Genomic DNA, 16,829 nt, shown 5'->3' with positions numbered 1-16,829 from the left:
ATCATGGAATTCTTCCGCATCAAAAAAGACATCCCGTTCATGAAGTACGCGTTGTTCCTCAACGCGGTTTCCTTCATCACTTTTGCTCTGGCCGTCTTCTTCCTGTTCTCGCGCGGGCTGCACCTGTCGGTGGAGTTCACGGGCGGTACGGTCATGGAAGTGGCCTATACCCAGCCTGCCGATATCGGCAAGGTGCGCGAAACCATCTCCAAGCTCGGCTTTCAGGATGTGATCGTGCAGAACTTCGGCACGTCCAAGGATGTGATGATCCGCCTGCCGGTGCAAAAAGGCGTGACCTCCGCTCAGCAAAGTGAGCGCGTGCTCTCCGAGCTGAAGTCGCAGGATGCCGAAGTGACGCTGCGCCGTACCGAGTTCGTGGGGCCGCAGGTGGGCGACGAGCTCATGCACAACGGTCTCATGGCCCTGGGCATGGTGGTGCTGGGCATCGTGATCTATCTGGCCTTCCGCTTCGAGTGGAAGTTCGGTGTGGCGGCCATCGTCGCCAACTTGCACGATGTGATCATCATTCTGGGCTTCTTCGCCTTCTTTCAGTGGGAGTTCTCGCTCTCGGTGCTGGCAGGCGTGCTGGCCGTGCTGGGTTACTCGGTCAATGAGTCGGTGGTGATCTTTGACCGGATTCGCGAAGCCTTCCGCAAGTTCCGCAAGCTCGATACCGACGAGGTGATCAACCACGCCATCACCTCCACCATGAGCCGCACCATCATCACCCACGCTTCCACGGAAGCCATGGTGCTGTCCATGTTCTTCTTTGGCGGTCCCAGCCTGCATTACTTTGCGCTGGCGCTGACCATCGGCATCTTGTTCGGTATCTATTCCTCGGTGTTCGTGGCGGCCGCCATTGCCATGTGGCTGGGCGTCAAGCGCGAAGATCTGGTCAAGGCTCCGTCCAAGGCATCTCAGGATCCCAACGACCCCAATGCGGGAGCGACCGTATAGAAGTTGGGCTTACACTTGAGCCAATGCCGCTCTCGCCGCCCTCATCCAACGCGCCTGCAGCCCAGATTCAACTGGGTTGGCAGGCGCGCTTGCGTTGGGCGCATGGCATCTGCCAGGGCCTGCCGGCGGTGGTCCGGCAGATCGACGATGCCCTGGGCAGGCCTGCCGAAATGGGCTGCACGCATAAGCAGATGCAGGACCAGCGCGAGGCCTGGGAGTCGTTTCAGCAGCACAAGGTTGTCTGGCAGCAAGAGAGCCTGAAAGCACTGCAGCTGACGGCGCGCCAACAGGCCACGACGGCAGCAATAGCGGCCCCGGTCAAAGCCGCTGCTCCGCTGACTTTCGAGCTGCTCAGCGACGATGTGGTGGAAAACAAGATTCAGGCTTCGCGCATGGCATTGACCATGGGCGAGGCCACGCAACCCGGCTTTGATGCCATGCGCCTGCGCATCCAGGCGCTGGAAGGCCGGGAAATGTCGGCGCAGGACATTTTTCGGGTGGATGCCGTCTGTCTGCTGCTGGTGGAGCAGTGGCTGCTGTGCGGCATGGAGCGCAAGCATTTGCAGCGCATATCGGAAGTGCTGCAAGCCGCCCTGGGCGAGCTGATGGCGTCCGAGTACGCCGTCCTGCACAAGATGCTGGATGCCAAAGGCGTGGCCAGCGCGCAGGATGCACCATTGAAAGTGCGCCGCACCGAGGGCGAGACGACGACCAGCTCCATGCCCCTGGATACCCGCAGCGGCATGTCCACGACGGGCGCTGGCTATGGGCCGCTGGCCTCCATGCAGGATCAGGCCGGAATGGCCACGAATGCGGTGGGGGCGAATGTGCTCAGCCGTGCCCGGCACAGGGCGCAAGAGGCGGTGGGCCAGCTGCGTCGTTTGCTCAGCCAGCCGGCCATTGGCATACAGGGCTTGCTGCCCGGCATGCCGGCCGGGCCTGTGGCCCCGGCCTCTGCGGCCTTGGAGCAGGCTTTGCGCGAGCAGCAACTGGCGGCTGTCACCCAGTACCAGTATGTCGCCACGCAGGGGCTGGCCAATGACGGCCAGGACTATGGCCCGGCGGCCATTGGTCAGTTGGTGGATCTGGTGCGCGAACGCTCGGCGCAGTGGAAGCAAAAAGCCAGCACTTCCGGTGAAAAAGCCACCATTGAAGTGGTGGCGCTGATGTTTCAGAGCATTTTGTCGGAAGACAGAATTCCGCCCTCGATTCGCGTGTGGTTTGCGCGCCTGCAGGTGCCGGTGCTGCGTGTGGCCCTGGCCGAACCCGCGTTCTTCAGCAATCTGAATCACCCGGCGCGCAAGCTGATCGACCGCATGGGCTCCTGCGTCATGGGCTTTGATGTGAGCAGCATCAGCGGCAGTGCGCTGGAGGTGGAAATCCGCCGTGTGGTGCAGGTGATAGAGCAGTACCCGGAAACCGGGCAGAAGGTGTTTGTGCTGGTGCTCAAGGAGTTCGAGGAATTCCTGGCCAGGCATCTGCCGCAGCAAAACCAGTCCACCGCGAAAATTGCCAGTGTGGCCCAGCAGGTGGAGCAAAAAGAGACGCTGGCCGTGCAGTACACGATTGAGCTGCGCAACATGCTCACCGATATTCCCGTGCGTGAAGAGGTCAGGGAGTTTCTCTTCAAACGCTGGGCGGACGTGCTGGCCATGGCCACGGTGCGCTATGGCGCCAAGGATCCCCGGGCCATGCGCTTCAAGCAGGCGGCCAGCGAGCTGGTCTGGTCGGCCAGCGCCAAGCCTTCGCGCCAGGAGCGTGCCCGCGTCATCCAGGGTTTGCCCCTGCTGCTGCAGACCTTGCGCGAAGGTCTGCTGCTGGTGAATGTGGCGGGCGATGAGCAATCGGCCCAGATCAAAAAGCTCACCGATACGCTGGCCGAGGCCTTTGTCTCCAAGACGGCGGCCATTCCGGCCGAGCGTATCGACGCCATGGCCAAGCGCCTGGCCGAGCTGGAGCATTTCATCAGCGACGATGGGCGCATGGACGATATGTCGCTCTCGCCCGAGAACATCGAGATGATTCTGGGGGTGGATATTGCCGACCTGCATGTGGTTGCCAACACCGATGCGCCCGTGGATCCGGCCATGCTGGAGTGGGCGCAGTCGCTGGAGGCCGGGCGCTGGTTCACGCTGGACCACAACGGCAGCCGCACCCAGGTGCAATACGCATGGCGCAGCCGCCGCAAGCAGCTGCATCTGTTTGCCGCGCTCGACGGTCAGTGCTATTTGCTGCAGCTGCAGCGCATGAGTGCCTATCTGCAGGCCGGTCTGCTGGCCGTGCATGACGAAGAAGCGCTGACGGTGCGCGCCACGCGCGATGCCATCCAGAAAATCCAGGCCAATCCCGAGCGTCTGCGCAGCTAGGTCGCCGTCAACCGCTGGTACATGCCGCCCGGCAGACGGGCGACCCGATTATCCAACTCCAGTTCCATCAGCTGCGCCTGCAGATGGGCGGCGTCCCAGCCGGTACGTGCCACCAGTGCATCCAGCGACATGGGGTCGTGGCCCAGTGCCGCCAGCAACGGGTGCTCTGCAGTCGTTTCTTTTTTGATAGCTGCATGCGCTTTGTTGTCATGGGCTGGACGCGTATTCAAGCCCTGAAACTCTTCCAGCACATCCTGCGCCGACTCCACCAGCTTGGCGCCCTGGCGCAGCAGGGCATGGCAGCCTTTGGACTGGGGGGCGTGAATCGAGCCGGGAATGGCAAAGACCTCGCGGCCTTGCTCGCTGGCCAGTCGCGCCGTGATCAGCGAGCCCGATTGCAAAGCGGCTTCCACCACCAGCGTGCCTTGCGACAGGCCAGCGATGATGCGGTTGCGCTGCGGAAAATGCCGCGCCAGCGGGCCGCTGCCCAGCAGATACTCGCTGACCATCAGGCCGTGTTCTGCAACCTGGCGGGCCAGGGCGCTGTGGCTTGAGGGGTAGACCTGGTCCAGGCCGGTGCCCACGACGGCAATGGTGTGGGGCCGGCTCGCTTTCTGGCCGGCCAGCAGCGCACCTTCATGGGCGGCCGCATCAATGCCGCGCGCCAGGCCCGAGACAATGCACAGACCGCTTTCGGCCAGGGCTTGCGCCATTTGCCTGGCATTCACCAGCCCCTGGGCCGAGGGGTTGCGGCTGCCCACCACGGCCAGGGTGGCCGGGTAGGGGAACCAGGGGTCATCGGACTGCAGCAGCGTGGCAGAGCCCTGGACAAACAGCAGCAGCGGCGGGTCTTCGGATTGCAGCAGACAGTCCGGATACTGAGGGTGGCCCAGCGTGATGAGGGTATGGCCCAGGCCCGGTGCAGCGCTGTTCAGCCATTGCGCGGTGGCCGTGCATTGCTGCGCCCAGTCTGTCGGTGGCACGGCCAGAGCCTGCACCTGTGCGCTGCTGGCGCATTCGCCCCAAGTGGCATGGGGCAGCTGCCAGATGGCTTCGGCACTGCCGGCCCTGGCCAGCAGACGCCTGGCGGTGCTGCGGCCTACGCCGGGCGTGAGCAGCAGCCGCAACCAGGCGGCGGTTTCCGCATCCAGCGCATCGCCTTGGTGAGAGGGTTCGGAGACCGGGTTCACCATGGCAGCTCGCTGGGCCTCAGTGGTCTGTGGGCGTGACCAGCTTGTCGCCCACGGTCACGCCGCGCTGGGCGGTGGTGATGAGGGCGTAGGAGACGCGGTCGAACACCTTGAAGACCATGGCGTAACCGTTGCGCTCGTCGGGCAACTGCACCACATCGCGGCTGCGGGTGGTCTTGTCCACAATTCGCGCGCCCGTGCTGATGACTTCCAGCACCGTGCCTATGTCCATGCCGTCTTGCTGACCTCGGTTGATGGCGATCACCTGGTTTTGCGAGGCATAGAGCACGGCCGAATCGCCGTAGATTGAGACCACGGTGGCATTCACATCCGCCTGTGGTGCATGGGGCACGTAGTTGATGAACTCCTGGGGCGGCGCGGGCAGCAGGCGGTCGCCGGTATAGATTTCATTCTTGGCCTTGACCAGATCCACGGTGGCCGGGCTGGCCTGGGTGGCGGTGCCGCCGTTGCCCTGGGGCAGTTGCACCACGCTCTCGCCATCCACCAGCTTGGCCAGGCCCAGGTACTTGGCTTCATAGCCCAGCACCTCGGCGGTGATCGGGTCCTTGAGCGGCTTGGCATCGCGGAAGACGCGGAAGCTGGCGGGAGAACCGGCCTGCTTGAGCACGGGGCTGCCGTCGGAGCTGCGCACATAGGCACGGTCTCCGCTGGCCATGAGCACGCGCTTGTCGGTGGTGGCGATGATGCGGGGTGCCCGCTGCAGCGTGCCGGCGTCCACGATCAGCGGCTCGGCCAGGAAAGGCTCGATCAGATGCGGTGGCAGCGTGGGCAGGGCCAGCTCGGACAGCGAGGATTCACGCGTGTGAGGCGACAGGCGCACCACGCCGGGCTCGCCGCCGGGGGCTGTGGTGGACAGGCGGGCATAGCCGTTGCTGCGCACCAGATACAGCACCTGGCCGGGGTAGATCAGGTGGGGGTTGGCGATGGCGCCCAGATTCATGCCCCACAGATCGGGCCAGCGCCAGGGCTTGCGCAGATACAGGCCGGAGATGCCCCACAGCGTATCGCCGCGCTTGACGGTGTAGTGCTCGGGGGCGCCGGCTGCCAGCTCGCTCTCGGGAATGCCTTGCTGGGCCACTTGCTGGGCGGTGGAGCGCTGGGTGGCCGTCACCGGGTAGCTCTGGGCATATGCCGAGGTCAAGGTGGCGGCAAGCAGCGTGGCCCCGATGCTCAATGTGCGAGCGGTGGCAAATACAGTCATGAAAGTCCTTCTGACGGGCGTCATTTTCGACAGCGTCCCTCACGTCGCTGTGGTGTGGCTGATCTTGGCACAACTGACCACACAAGTCTTACAAATCAGCGCAAATTCTCGATGCAAGGCCTTGATCGATCAACGCTTATTGGTATTGCGCAAAGCATTTCGCCGCAAAAGTAGGGACAATAACGACACATTTACCGACTTGCCATGGCCATTCTTCCCATTCTCTGCTTTCCCGATCCCCGTCTGCACAAGGTTGCCAAGCCTGTGGCTCAAGTGGATGAGCGCATCCAGACCTTGGTGAAAGACATGCTGGACACCATGTACGACGCCCAGGGCATTGGCCTGGCCGCCACGCAGGTCGATGTGCATGAGCGAGTGGTGGTGATTGACGTTTCCGAAGAGCGCAATGAGCCGCTGGTGCTGATCAACCCGGAAATCGTCTGGGCCAGCGAGGAAACGCAGCTGGGCGAAGAAGGCTGCCTGTCCGTGCCCGGTATCTATGACGGCGTGGAGCGTTCCGTGGCCGTCAAGGTCAAGGCCCTCGATGAAAACGGCAACAGCCGCGAGATCGAAGGCGAAGGCATGCTGGCCATCTGCATGCAGCACGAGATGGACCACCTCATGGGCAAGGTGTTTGTGGAATACCTCTCGCCCCTGAAGCGCAACCGCATCAAGACCAAGCTGGTCAAGGCCCAGAAGCTGGCAGACAGAGGCTGATAGCCCGGGAGTTCACCATGTCCATCACCCTCACACGCACCTTGATGCTCGCCAGCCTGCTGGCGCTGGTGGTGGGGCTGGCGGGCTGCATGGTGCCCGAGTGGCAAAAGCCCGGCATGCCCCGTGCCGAGGTGGAAAAAGGCATGGGCAAGCCCACCGAGGTTCTGCCCTTGCCCGATGGCGGCACCCGTCTGGTCTACAGCCGCCAGCCTGCCGGTCAGCAGGTCTATCACATGGATTTCGACGCCCGCCAGCAACTGGTGCGCGTCGACCAGGTACTGGATACGGCCCACTTCTTTGCGCTCAGAAATGGCGTGGACACGCGAGACAGCGTGCGCAAGACGTTTGGCCCTCCCGCGCAAGTCGAGAGGGTTTACAGCTTCCAAGGCGACATCTGGACCTACCGTTTTCTGGACAATGGTTTTCCTCGGCGTGCTCATGTGCATATTGACCCGGCGGGCGTGGTGCGCAAAACCATGTTTACCGACGAGGCCATGTACATCCGCGAGCCGCATCGCTGATTTGCCGCGCTGCGCGGCAGCCCCTATTTATCTGTGAGTCCCATGAAAGTCATTTTTGCGGGCACGCCCGAATTTGCGCGTGTCGCCCTGGAACGCCTGCTGGCCGCAGGTTTTGAAGTCCCTTTGGTGCTGACCCAGCCCGACCGCCCTGCGGGCCGTGGCATGAAGCTGCAGGCTTCGCCCGTCAAGCAATGCGCGCTCGAGCACGGCATTGCCGTGTCCCAGCCCATGAGCTTGCGCCTGGACGGCAAATACCCTGAAGAAGCCGCAGCGGCCAAGGCCGCCATCGATGCGGCCCAGGCCGATGTGATGGTGGTGGCCGCCTATGGCCTGATCCTGCCGCAATGGGTGCTGGATACGCCGCGTCTGGGCTGTCTGAACATTCACGCCAGCCTGCTGCCCCGCTGGCGCGGCGCAGCCCCTATTCACCGGGCGATCGAAGCCGGCGATGCCGAAACCGGCGTCACCATCATGCAGATGGACGCAGGCCTGGATACCGGCGATATGTGCCTGATCGAGCGCCTGCCGATTGCGGCCGACGACACCACGGCCAGCCTGCATGACAAGCTGGCCGAACTCGGTGGCCGCCTGATTGTGGAGGCGCTGGAGCTGGCTGCCTGCGGTGGCCTGAACCGTACGCCCCAGCCCGCCGAAGGCGTGACTTACGCTCACAAGATTGAAAAGGCCGAGAGTCTGATCGACTGGAGCGAGAGCGCCGAGCTGATCGCTCGCCGCCTGCGCGCCTTCAACCCCTTTCCCGGCGGAGCCACCAGCCTGGGCAGCGAAGCCATCAAGGTCTGGGAAGCCCGGGCCGAAGAGGGCAGCGGCGCAGCCGGCACCGTGCTTTCGGCCGACGCCCAGGGCGTGCGTGTGGCTTGCGGCAGCGGCGTGCTCAATATGACGCTGCTGCAGCGTGCCGGCGGCAAGCGCCTGGCGGCTGGCGACTTTTTGCGGGGCTTTGAATTGCCTGCGGGTGCGGTGCTGGGCTCGGCCGCAGCATGAACTTAGCAGCCCTCACTCTGGGCCAGCGGGCCAGATCCATAGTCAAAGACCCATTTTTCTGGGTCGGCTCGCGCGAGATGGCGGGCACGGCCCTGGGCATTGCCGCCTGGGGTCTGGTCACCGGCGTGGCCATGGTCAAAAGTGGCCTGTCCGTGCCCCTGGCGCTGTTCATGGGCTTGACCGTCTATGCGGGCAGCGCCCAGCTGGCGGTGTTGCCGCTGATGGCCGTGGGCGCGCCGCTGTGGGTGGTGTGGTTCACCGCCATTTGCGTGAATCTGCGCTTTGTGATCCTGTCGAGCATGTGGCGCAGCTATTTCGAGCATCTGAGTCTGCGCCACCGCCTGGGCATAGCCTATTTCAGCGGCGATGTGATCTTTGTGAACTTCATGCGCCGCTACCCCGAAGCCAAGCCGCAGGCGGAGCAAGTGCCTTATTTCTGGGGCGCGTCGCTGACCAACTGGCTGGCCTGGCAGATTCCATCCACGCTGGGCATTTTCCTGGCCGACCAGATCCCGCTGTCCTGGGGTCTGGGCTTTGCCGGGGTGCTGGCACTGCTGGGCGTGTTGCTGTCCATGCTCAACGACCGCGCCACCTGGGTGGCGTCCATCGTGGCCTGCACGGCAGCGGTGGCCGCGTTTGCGTTGCCGCTCAAGCTCAACATCCTGGTGGCGATTGCCGCTGCCGTGGCCGCAGGCCTGATGGCCGAACAGCTGCAAAAGCAGGCCCAGCAATTGCCCGCCGTCGAGCGCAAGGGAGAGCAGCCATGATGAGCAACTTCTGGATCGTGATCGCCTGCATAGGGCTGGCGCTGATCACCCTCATCACCCGCGCCTTCTTTCTGATCCCCAAGAATGAGATCCCGCTGCCCTACTGGCTCAAGCGTGGGCTCAAATACGCGCCGCTGGCGGCTCTGGCGGCGGTGATCGCGCCCGAGATCGTGATGAGCAACGGCGAGCTGATCCGCACCCTGGCCGATGCGCGGCTGCCGGCATTGGCCGCTGCGGTGCTGTACTTTTTTTACAAGCGCAGCATCCTGGGCACCATTGCTTTGGGCATGGCGATCTATTTGCCGCTGCATATAGGTTTGGGCTGGTAGCCTCAGCGCTAGCGATGACAGGAGTGTTGCGCTCCTGTTTTTGCTGATTTTCAAGGTGTGTGGGTCTGAAACCCAGTTACCACCTATGGATGATGCTCCTGATTTTGAGTCGAGTAAGCGGCAGGCCGTGCACCTGGATGGAGGCGAGGGCCCTAAAATGTGCCCAATTCTTCGCTTTTCCAACCTTTGTACGGGCGACTCTGTGGGTCGCTTTTTTGCTGCATGAACATCATCCGTTTCTCCGATCTGTGCGCCCAAGGCAAAGCCCAGGGCCAACGCGTTTTCATCCGTGCCGACCTGAACGTTCCTCTGAACGACGCCGGTGAAATCACCGAAGACACCCGCGTGCGCGCCTCGGTGCCTGCCATCGAGATGGCACTGAAGGCCGGCGCCGCCGTGATGGTGACCAGCCACCTGGGTCGTCCCACTGAAGGTGAATTCAAGTCCGCCGACTCGCTCGCTCCCGTGGCCAAGCGCCTGTCCGAGCTGCTGGGCCGCGACGTGCCCCTGGTGGCCAACTGGGTGGACGGCGTGGAAGTCGCTCCCGGCCAGGTCGTGCTGCTGGAAAACTGCCGCGTCAACGTGGGTGAGAAGAAGAACAAGCCCGAGCTGGCCCAGAAGCTGGCCAAGCTCTGCGATATCTTCGTGAACGACGCTTTTGGCACGGCTCACCGCGCCGAAGGCACGACCTACGGCATTGCCGAGTACGCGCCCGTGGCCTGCGCCGGCCCGCTGCTGTCGGCCGAAATCGACGCCCTGAACAAGGCCCTGGCCGCTCCCGCCCGTCCGCTGGCCGCCATCGTGGCCGGCTCCAAGGTCTCCACCAAGCTGACCATTCTGACCAGCCTGGCCGACAAGGTGGACCAGCTCATCGTGGGCGGCGGCATTGCCAACACCTTCATGCTGGCTGCCGGCCTGAAGATCGGCAAGTCGCTGGCCGAACCCGATCTGCTGGACCAGGCCAAGGCCGTGATTGCCGCCATGGCCGCCCGTGGCGCCGAAGTGCCCATTCCTACCGACGTGGTCACTGCCAAGACCTTTGCCGCCGATGCCGTGGCCACCGTCAAGAAAGCCACCGAAGTGGCTGACGACGACATGATTCTGGACATCGGCCCGGAAACTGCCGCCAAGCTGGCCGCCCAGCTCAAGAAGGCCGGCACCATTGTCTGGAACGGCCCTGTGGGCGTGTTCGAGTTCGAGCAGTTTGCCAACGGCACCAAGGTCATCGCCGAAGCGATTGCCGAATCGCCGGCCTTCAGCATTGCCGGCGGTGGCGACACCCTGGCCGCCATTGCCAAGTACGGCATCGAAGACCAGGTAGGCTATATCTCCACCGGCGGCGGCGCTTTCCTGGAAGTGCTGGAAGGCAAGACCTTGCCCGCCTTTGAAATTCTGGAAAAGCGCGCCAACGCCTGAGTAGTTTCGGGCTGAAGCGCTTGTTGAGTAAGCGCTGATTGCTATGAAATCTGAAGGCCTGCCGGGTTCGCCCCGGCAGGCCTTTGTTTTTGATGGCTGCTTGGATTGGCAGAGGCGCACCACCAAGGCAAACTACGCAGCACCATGCCAAGCCAGTACTACACCGCCACCAGCCTCGATGGCTTTCTCGCGACAGAAGACGATTCCATCGATTGGCTTTTCCCCCTGGGCAGTCTGGCCCAGTCCAGCTATCCGGATTTCATCGCCGAAGTGGGTGCCCTGGCCATGGGCTCCTCCACCTATGAGTGGATGGCCCGCAACGCCGAGGCGGTGTTGAAGGAGACCGGAGCGGCCTGGCCTTATTCGCAGCCGACCTGGGTTTTCTCCAGCCGCCAGCTGCCCTTGATCGAAGGCGCGGATGTGTGTTTTGTCAGCGGCGACGTGCGTCCGGTGTTTACGCAGATGCAGGCGGCGGCCGGCGGCCGGAATATCTGGGTTGTGGGCGGCGGCGATCTGGCGGGGCAGTTCCATGATGCCGGTCTGCTTGACGAGATCATCGTCCAGATAGGCTCGGCCACTCTGGGCAAGGGAAAGCCGCTATTCCCCCGCAGAGTGCTGAGCCCGGTGCTGCAATTGCAGTCGGTCCGGCAAATGGGCTCCGGCATGGCCGAGCTGCGCTATGCGGTGTGCAAGGCAGCGCCGGACGCGTTGTGAACTAGGACTTGCTAGGCCACAGCACCGACGCAATCGCCACCACCATCAGACAGACCGCCGTCCAGTCTTGCCAGTGCAGCACTTCGCCCAGCCACCAGGCGCCGACGAAGACGCCCAGCACGGGAATCATCATCACGCTCAGGGTGGAGGCCACGGGCGGCAGGCTGCGGGCCAGGTAAAACCACACGGCCTGGGCAAAGCCCAGCACCAGGACGCCATTGAAAGCGATAGCAGCCAGCGCGCTCTGGTCGGGGGCATGCCATTGTTTTCGTTCAAAGACAAAGGCCAGCACGGTGAGCACCACGGTGGTGATGGCCACCATCCACAGCGACAGCGTCATCAGCGGCACGGGTGCTTCGGCGCGGCGCAGCAGCTGGGTGCCCCAGGCCCAGCCGGCGGCGGCGATCAGCATGAGGATGACGCCCAGAGGCTTGCTGCCCAGCGCTCCCACCTCGTGCCACAGCAGCAGCAAGACGCCCAGAAAGGCCGCACCCACGCCGGCCCAGGCCCGCAGGCTCAGCTTGTCCTTGAAGAACAGGCTGCCAAAGACGGCTGAAAAAATGGGCATGGTATAGCCCAGAATGGCCGCCCGACCGCTGGAGAGCGTGGGAATGGCGATGATGATCAGGCAGTGCCAGAGCACCATATTGAACAGCGTGAGCTTGGCCAGCTGGCCCCAGTAGCTGCGCGGAATCGTCAGCGGCAGGCCTTTGGTGGCGACAAACAATGCAAGTATGGGCAGGCCGATCCACATGCTGACCATGCGAAAGGACAGGGGCGGAAAGTGCTGTACGCCCAGCTTCATCACCGGCCAGTTCAGGCCCCAGACGAGGGTGAGTGCGACAAGAAGTACAAGTTGTTTGGGGGTGAACGAAGGCATAAGAGATGAATTATCTCCCCCTGAGCGGCTTCGCCGCTTCCCCCTCTCTCGCTTTGCGGGAGGGGGACGACACCATCGGTGCGGGACGGCCCTTCCTCGGTGTCTCTTTGCTGGGACATGCCTGCTTTAAGGCCTGTCGCAAGACCTGCAGCAGGTCTTGGAAGAGGCGAACAATTAAAATCGCCCCTCATGACTTTCCTCGACATGCTGCGCGACGCGTCCACGCGCAACGAATCCATGCTTTGCGTGGGTCTGGACCCCGAACCCAGCCGCTTTCCCGGTGCCATGCAGGGCGACGCCTCCAGGATCTACGAGTTTTGCGCGGCCATTGTCGATGCCACCCATGATCTGGTGAACAGCTTCAAGCCCCAGATTGCCTACTTTGCCGCCCACCGCGCCGAAGACCAGCTGGAAAAGCTGATGGCGCATATGCGCCGCGTGGCACCTCATGTGCCGGTGATTCTGGATGCCAAGCGCGGCGACATCGGCTCCACTGCCGAGCAGTACGCCAAGGAAGCTTTTGAGCGCTACGGCGCCGACGCCGTGACCCTGTCGCCCTTCATGGGCTTTGACTCGATCACGCCTTATCTGAAGTACGAAGGCAAGGGCGCTTTCCTGCTGTGCCGCACCTCCAACCCCGGCGGTGACGATCTGCAGGCGCAAACCCTGGCCGATGTGCCCGGCAACCCCCAGATGTTCGAACATGTGGCCAAGCTGGCTCAGGGCCCGTGGAATACCAACGGCCAGCTGGGTCTGGTGGTGGGCGCCACCCGCCCGCACGAGATCGAGCGCGTGCGCGCCGTGGCCCCCACGCTGCCCCTGCTGATTCCCGGCGTGGGCGCCCAGGGCGGCGATGCCGTGGCGACGGTGAAGGCGGCCCGCATCGGCGGCGGCCCCATCATCATCAATTCCTCGCGCGCCATTCTGTACGCCTCACAGGGTGACGACTTTGCTGCGGCGGCTCGTCAGGCCGCCATGGCCACGCGTGCCATGCTGCAAGCGGCCGCCAAGGCCTGACGGACCGGGTCGCTGGCCATGCAAGGCAAATGGCTGGAAGACTTTTTGCTCCTGGCCCAGGAGCGCAGCTTCACCCGTGCGGCAGAGCTGCGCCATGTCACCCATCCGGCTTTTGGCCGCCGCATCCGTGCGCTGGAGGCCTGGGCGGGCACGGCGCTGATCGAGCCGGGCAGCGGCGCCGTGCGCCTGACGCCTGCGGGCGAGGCCTTTCGCGATACCGCCGAGCAGATGGTGCGCATGCTGGCCCAGTCGCACGACGAGCTGCAGGCCGTGGCCGGGCGCCAAGCCCATGTGATCACCCTGGTCACAGGCCGCACGCTGGCACGCACCATCGTGGCGGACTGGTTGGCCCGCTACAGCGCGGTGCTGCAGACGGCGCAGATGCGCGTCATCACCCGCACGCTGGATGAAGCCGTGGCCATGCTGCAGCGCGGGGAGGTGAGCTTTTCCCTGCTCTACCACCATGCGGCCATTGCCGTGCGGCTGGACGGCCGCCAGTTCAGCTATCTCACCGTGGCGCACGACAAGCTGGTGCCGGTGGCGCGGGCCGATGCCGACGGCCGGGCGCTGTTCCATCTGGCCGGCAGCCAGCAGCCGGGGGCCAGCGCGGTGCCTTATCTGGCGTTCTCGCGCAGCATGGCCCTGGGGCGGCTGGTGGAGGATTACCTCAGCAACAATCCGCTCACGCCGCGTCTGCGCCGCTGCATTGAATGTGATTCGGCCGATGCCAATTACGAGTACGTGCTCAAAGGCCTGGGCGTGGCCTGGATGCCCTGGTCCATGGTGCAGCGCGATTGCCAGGCCGGCCGTCTGGCCCTGGCGGGCGACAGCAGCCTGGACGTGCACTTCGACGTGCGGCTATACCGGCCCAAGCGCCATCTGGGTGCGGCGGCCGAGCAGTTCTGGAGCGATATCACCCAGCCCGGCTAGCGCATGCGGGTTCTGGACCTGCCGGACAGCGGTCCATCGCCTTTATAGTGCCCAATCAGCACCTGTTCGTGCTGTATCGGCACCAAATGTCTTTCTCGGTGTTCGCACAATCGGCGTCATACAGATTCGGAATAGCTCCATGCAAAACACAAAAATCTCCCGTCGCTCCGCCATGGCCGCAGGCCTGATGCTGGCTGCCTCTGCCGCCGTGCCCGCGCTGGCGGCCGACAACTACCCCAGCCGCGCCATCACCATGGTTGTGGGCTACCCCGCAGGCGGCAGCACCGATCTGGTGGGCCGTCTGGTGGCCGATGGCCTGTCCACCCGCCTGGGCCAGCCCGTGGTGGTGGAAAACGTGGGCGGCGCCGGTGGTGCCATCGGTGCGCAAAAAGTGGCCAAGGCTGCCGCTGACGGCTACACCATCATGGTGGGCGCCAACAACGAGCTGGCCATTGCCAAGCTGATCAACAAGGCCGTGAAGTACAACATCGGCGACTTCACTCCCATCGGTCTGGTCGGCTCCCAGCCCATGGTGCTGGTGGCCTCGCACAAGGCTGGCGTGAAGAACGCTGCCGAGTTTGTGAGCCTGGTCAGCAAGAACCCCGAGAAATTCAGCTACGGCAGCTCCGGCGTGGGCACGGCCTTGCACCTGGCCGGCGAGCTGATCAAGGAACAGGGCAAGCTGGCCATGACCCATGTCCCTTACAAGGGCGTGGCACCGCTGACCACCGATCTGGTGGGCAACAACATCGAGTTCGGCATGTTTGTGCTGTCCAGCGGTCTGCCCCAGATCAAGGCCGGCAAGGTGGTGGCTCTGGGTACGACCGAAGCCAAGCGCTCGGCCATCACCCCCGATATTCCTGCTCTGTCCGAACTGCCCCAGTTCAAGCATGTGGACATCAACAGCTGGTTTGCGATGATGGCACCCAAGGGCCTGCCCGCACCTATCGCCGCCAAGCTCAAGAAGGCACTGGACGAGACCATGGCCTCGCCCGAGTTCCGCAAGAAGATGGAAGAAACCGGCAACGTGGTGGCCGATCCCAAGGTGGATGCCGGCAAGTACATCAATGCCGAAATCGCCAAGTACAGCAAGATTGTCCAGTTCGCCAAGATCGAGAACTGATGCAGAGCAGCGCCTGGCGCTGCTATCAAAAAAAGCTGCCAACGCTTGATTGATAAGCGCTGGCAGCTTTTTTTGATGAGGCATGCTTTAACTCAGAGGCATCGAGCAAGAGCCGCCTCGCAGCGAAGATGCCGTCCCCCTCGGGGGAAGCGGCAAAGCCGCTCAGGGGGGCTTATTCAACCCGGCAGATTTTGAGCATGTTGGTGCCGCCCGGCTGGCCCATGGGCTCGCCGCAAGTGATGGCGTAGACATCGCCCGACTGCACAATGCCGCGCATCAGCAGATGGCCCTTGGCCTGATCCAGAGCGGTATCGCGGTCGGCGCTGGTGTCCATCAGCAGGGGGCTGACGTTGCGGTACAGCGCCATCTTGCGCTGGGTCGCCAGGCGTGGCGTCAGAGCGTAGATGGGGATGTGGATGCGGTGACGGCTCATCCACAGGGCGGTGGAGCCGCTGTCGGTCATGGCCACGATGGCCTTGGCACCCAGATGGTGGGCGGTGAACAGGGCGCCGATGGCAATCGCCTGGTCGGTGCGCTTGAAGTGGGCATTGCTGAAGTCGGCATCCTTGACGCGGTCTTCGGCGGCTTCGGCGGCGGCGCAGATGGCTGCCATTTCGCGCACGGTCTCCAGCGGGTACTTGCCGGCCGCAGTTTCTGCGCTGAGCATCACGGCATCAGTGCCGTCCAGCACGGCGTTGGCCACGTCGCTGACCTCGGCGCGGGTGGGCACGGGGTTGGTGATCATGCTCTCCATCATCTGGGTCGCGGTGATCGCCACCTTGTCCATGTCGCGCGCCATGCGGATCATCTTCTTTTGCAGGGCCGGCACGGCGGCATTGCCCACTTCCACGGCCAGATCGCCACGGGCGACCATGATGCCGTCGGAGACCTTGAGAATTTCTTCCAGGCGGGGAATGGCTTCGGCGCGCTCGATCTTGGCGATCAGACCAGGCTTGTGACCGTACTGGGCAGCGGCCACGTTGCACAGCTGGCGGGCCATTTCCATGTCGGTGGCGTTCTTGGGAAAGCTCACGGCCACATAGTCGGCCTGGAAGGACATGGCGGTCTTGATGTCTTCCATGTCCTTGGCGGTCAGCGCGGGGGCGGTGAGGCCGCCGCCTTGCTTGTTGATGCCCTTGTTGTTGGACAGCTCGCCACCCAGCTTGACGATGGTGTGCACCTCTTCGCCGCGCACGGCGTCAACGATGAGCACGATCAGGCCGTCGTTGAGCAGCAGCACGTCGCCGGCCTTCACATCGCGGGGCAGCTCCTTGTAGTCAAGGCCCACGCCGTTGATGTCGCCTGGCTCGGTACGCGAGGCGTCCAGCACGAAGCGTTCGCCGGGCTCGAGCATGACCTTGCCTTCGGCAAACTTGCCGACGCGGATCTTGGGGCCTTGCAGGTCGGCCATGATGGCGACTTCGCGGCCGGCGCGCTGGGCGGCTTCACGCACCATGATGGCGCGGTCGATATGGTCTTGCGCCTTGCCGTGGCTGAAATTCAGGCGCACGACGTTCACGCCTTCGCGCACCATTTGCTCGAGCAGCTGTGGGTCACTCGATGCCGGACCCAGGGTGGCGACGATCTTGGTAGCACGACGAACTTGCATGGAATGTCTCTCTAGCGAAGGGATGTAATTAGGTTTCAATTCTTGCACGGAAGCGGTTACATGGCTGCA

16 protein-coding genes are annotated in these 16,829 nt (G+C 63.6%); 12 read left to right on the top strand and 4 right to left on the bottom strand.

Annotated features, from left to right (window positions below; all coding sequences use genetic code 11):
- Positions 1–3 precede the first annotated feature (3 nt).
- Both secF and EAO39_RS00520 read left to right on the top strand, forming a co-directional pair.
- Positions 4–957 carry a protein translocase subunit SecF gene (gene secF / locus EAO39_RS00525; protein ID WP_120965226.1) on the top strand — a complete coding sequence of 318 codons (954 nt, stop codon included), beginning with the start codon at positions 4–6 and terminating at the stop codon, positions 955–957.
- Between the two features lie 23 nt (positions 958–980).
- A complete protein-coding gene (locus tag EAO39_RS00520; protein WP_120965223.1) occupies positions 981–3,323 on the top strand; it encodes a DUF1631 domain-containing protein in 2,343 nt (780 codons plus the stop codon).
- On the opposite strand, the gene dprA is transcribed toward EAO39_RS00520, so the two are convergent.
- On the bottom strand, positions 3,320–4,516 hold the full coding sequence (dprA, locus tag EAO39_RS00515; RefSeq protein WP_120965220.1) for a DNA-processing protein DprA: 1,197 nt from the start codon (positions 4,514–4,516) through the stop codon (positions 3,320–3,322). The genes EAO39_RS00520 and dprA overlap by 4 nt on opposite strands.
- A gap of 16 nt (positions 4,517–4,532) precedes the next feature.
- The gene (locus EAO39_RS00510) at positions 4,533–5,735 is read right to left on the bottom strand and encodes a LysM peptidoglycan-binding domain-containing protein (protein ID WP_120965217.1); all 1,203 of its coding nucleotides are present in this window, start codon (positions 5,733–5,735) and stop codon (positions 4,533–4,535) included.
- Between the two features lie 204 nt (positions 5,736–5,939).
- Here EAO39_RS00510 and def point away from each other — a divergent pair, with 204 nt between their 5' ends.
- The 7 genes from def (at position 5,940) to EAO39_RS00475 (ending at position 11,201) form a co-directional block, all read left to right on the top strand.
- Positions 5,940–6,452, top strand: coding sequence for a peptide deformylase (gene def / locus EAO39_RS00505; RefSeq protein WP_120965214.1), 513 nt, complete (start codon positions 5,940–5,942; stop codon positions 6,450–6,452).
- 17 nt (positions 6,453–6,469) lie between these two features.
- Entirely contained in the window at positions 6,470–6,973 is a 504-nt protein-coding gene (locus tag EAO39_RS00500; RefSeq protein WP_120965211.1) for a hypothetical protein, read from the top strand.
- A gap of 42 nt (positions 6,974–7,015) precedes the next feature.
- Entirely contained in the window at positions 7,016–7,975 is a 960-nt protein-coding gene (gene fmt, locus EAO39_RS00495; RefSeq protein ID WP_120965208.1) for a methionyl-tRNA formyltransferase, read from the top strand.
- The gene (locus EAO39_RS00490) at positions 7,972–8,742 is read left to right on the top strand and encodes an AzlC family ABC transporter permease (protein ID WP_120965205.1); all 771 of its coding nucleotides are present in this window, start codon (positions 7,972–7,974) and stop codon (positions 8,740–8,742) included. Before fmt ends, EAO39_RS00490 begins: the two co-directional genes overlap by 4 nt.
- Positions 8,739–9,071 (top strand): AzlD domain-containing protein, encoded by a 333-nt coding sequence (locus EAO39_RS00485; RefSeq protein ID WP_120965202.1) that lies wholly within the window; start codon positions 8,739–8,741, stop codon positions 9,069–9,071. The genes EAO39_RS00490 and EAO39_RS00485 overlap by 4 nt, the downstream gene beginning before the upstream one ends.
- A 222-nt stretch (positions 9,072–9,293) precedes the next feature.
- The gene (locus tag EAO39_RS00480; protein WP_120965199.1) at positions 9,294–10,487 is read left to right on the top strand and encodes a phosphoglycerate kinase; all 1,194 of its coding nucleotides are present in this window, start codon (positions 9,294–9,296) and stop codon (positions 10,485–10,487) included.
- Positions 10,488–10,631: 144 nt separating this feature from the next.
- Positions 10,632–11,201, top strand: a complete 570-nt coding sequence (locus EAO39_RS00475; RefSeq protein ID WP_120965196.1) for a dihydrofolate reductase family protein — start codon at positions 10,632–10,634, stop codon at positions 11,199–11,201.
- A gap of 1 nt (position 11,202) precedes the next feature.
- Here EAO39_RS00475 and EAO39_RS00470 read toward each other — a convergent pair whose 3' ends face one another.
- The gene (locus tag EAO39_RS00470) at positions 11,203–12,081 is read right to left on the bottom strand and encodes an EamA family transporter (RefSeq protein ID WP_120965193.1); all 879 of its coding nucleotides are present in this window, start codon (positions 12,079–12,081) and stop codon (positions 11,203–11,205) included.
- Positions 12,082–12,270: 189 nt separating this feature from the next.
- Between EAO39_RS00470 and pyrF the strand changes: the two genes are divergently transcribed.
- From pyrF to EAO39_RS00450, 3 genes are all read left to right on the top strand, one after another.
- Positions 12,271–13,098: an orotidine-5'-phosphate decarboxylase gene (pyrF, locus tag EAO39_RS00460; RefSeq protein ID WP_120965190.1), complete on the top strand. Its 828-nt coding sequence runs from the start codon at positions 12,271–12,273 to the stop codon at positions 13,096–13,098.
- A gap of 18 nt (positions 13,099–13,116) precedes the next feature.
- Positions 13,117–14,028, top strand: a complete 912-nt coding sequence (locus tag EAO39_RS00455) for a LysR substrate-binding domain-containing protein (RefSeq protein ID WP_120965187.1) — start codon at positions 13,117–13,119, stop codon at positions 14,026–14,028.
- A 139-nt stretch (positions 14,029–14,167) separates the two neighbouring features.
- A complete protein-coding gene (locus EAO39_RS00450; RefSeq protein ID WP_120965184.1) occupies positions 14,168–15,151 on the top strand; it encodes a tripartite tricarboxylate transporter substrate binding protein in 984 nt (327 codons plus the stop codon).
- A 172-nt stretch (positions 15,152–15,323) separates the two neighbouring features.
- Here the strand turns inward: EAO39_RS00450 and pyk are convergent, their stop codons facing one another.
- On the bottom strand, positions 15,324–16,760 hold the full coding sequence (gene pyk, locus EAO39_RS00445) for a pyruvate kinase (protein ID WP_120965181.1): 1,437 nt from the start codon (positions 16,758–16,760) through the stop codon (positions 15,324–15,326).
- Between the last annotated feature and the right edge of the window lie 69 nt (positions 16,761–16,829).

The sequence above is a fragment of the Comamonas sp. lk genome, assembly GCF_900564145.1.
Taxonomy (GTDB): Bacteria; Pseudomonadota; Gammaproteobacteria; order Burkholderiales; family Burkholderiaceae_C; genus Comamonas.
Note: the sequence above shows the minus strand (reverse complement) of the source record. Positions and strands in the feature narration are given on the sequence as shown.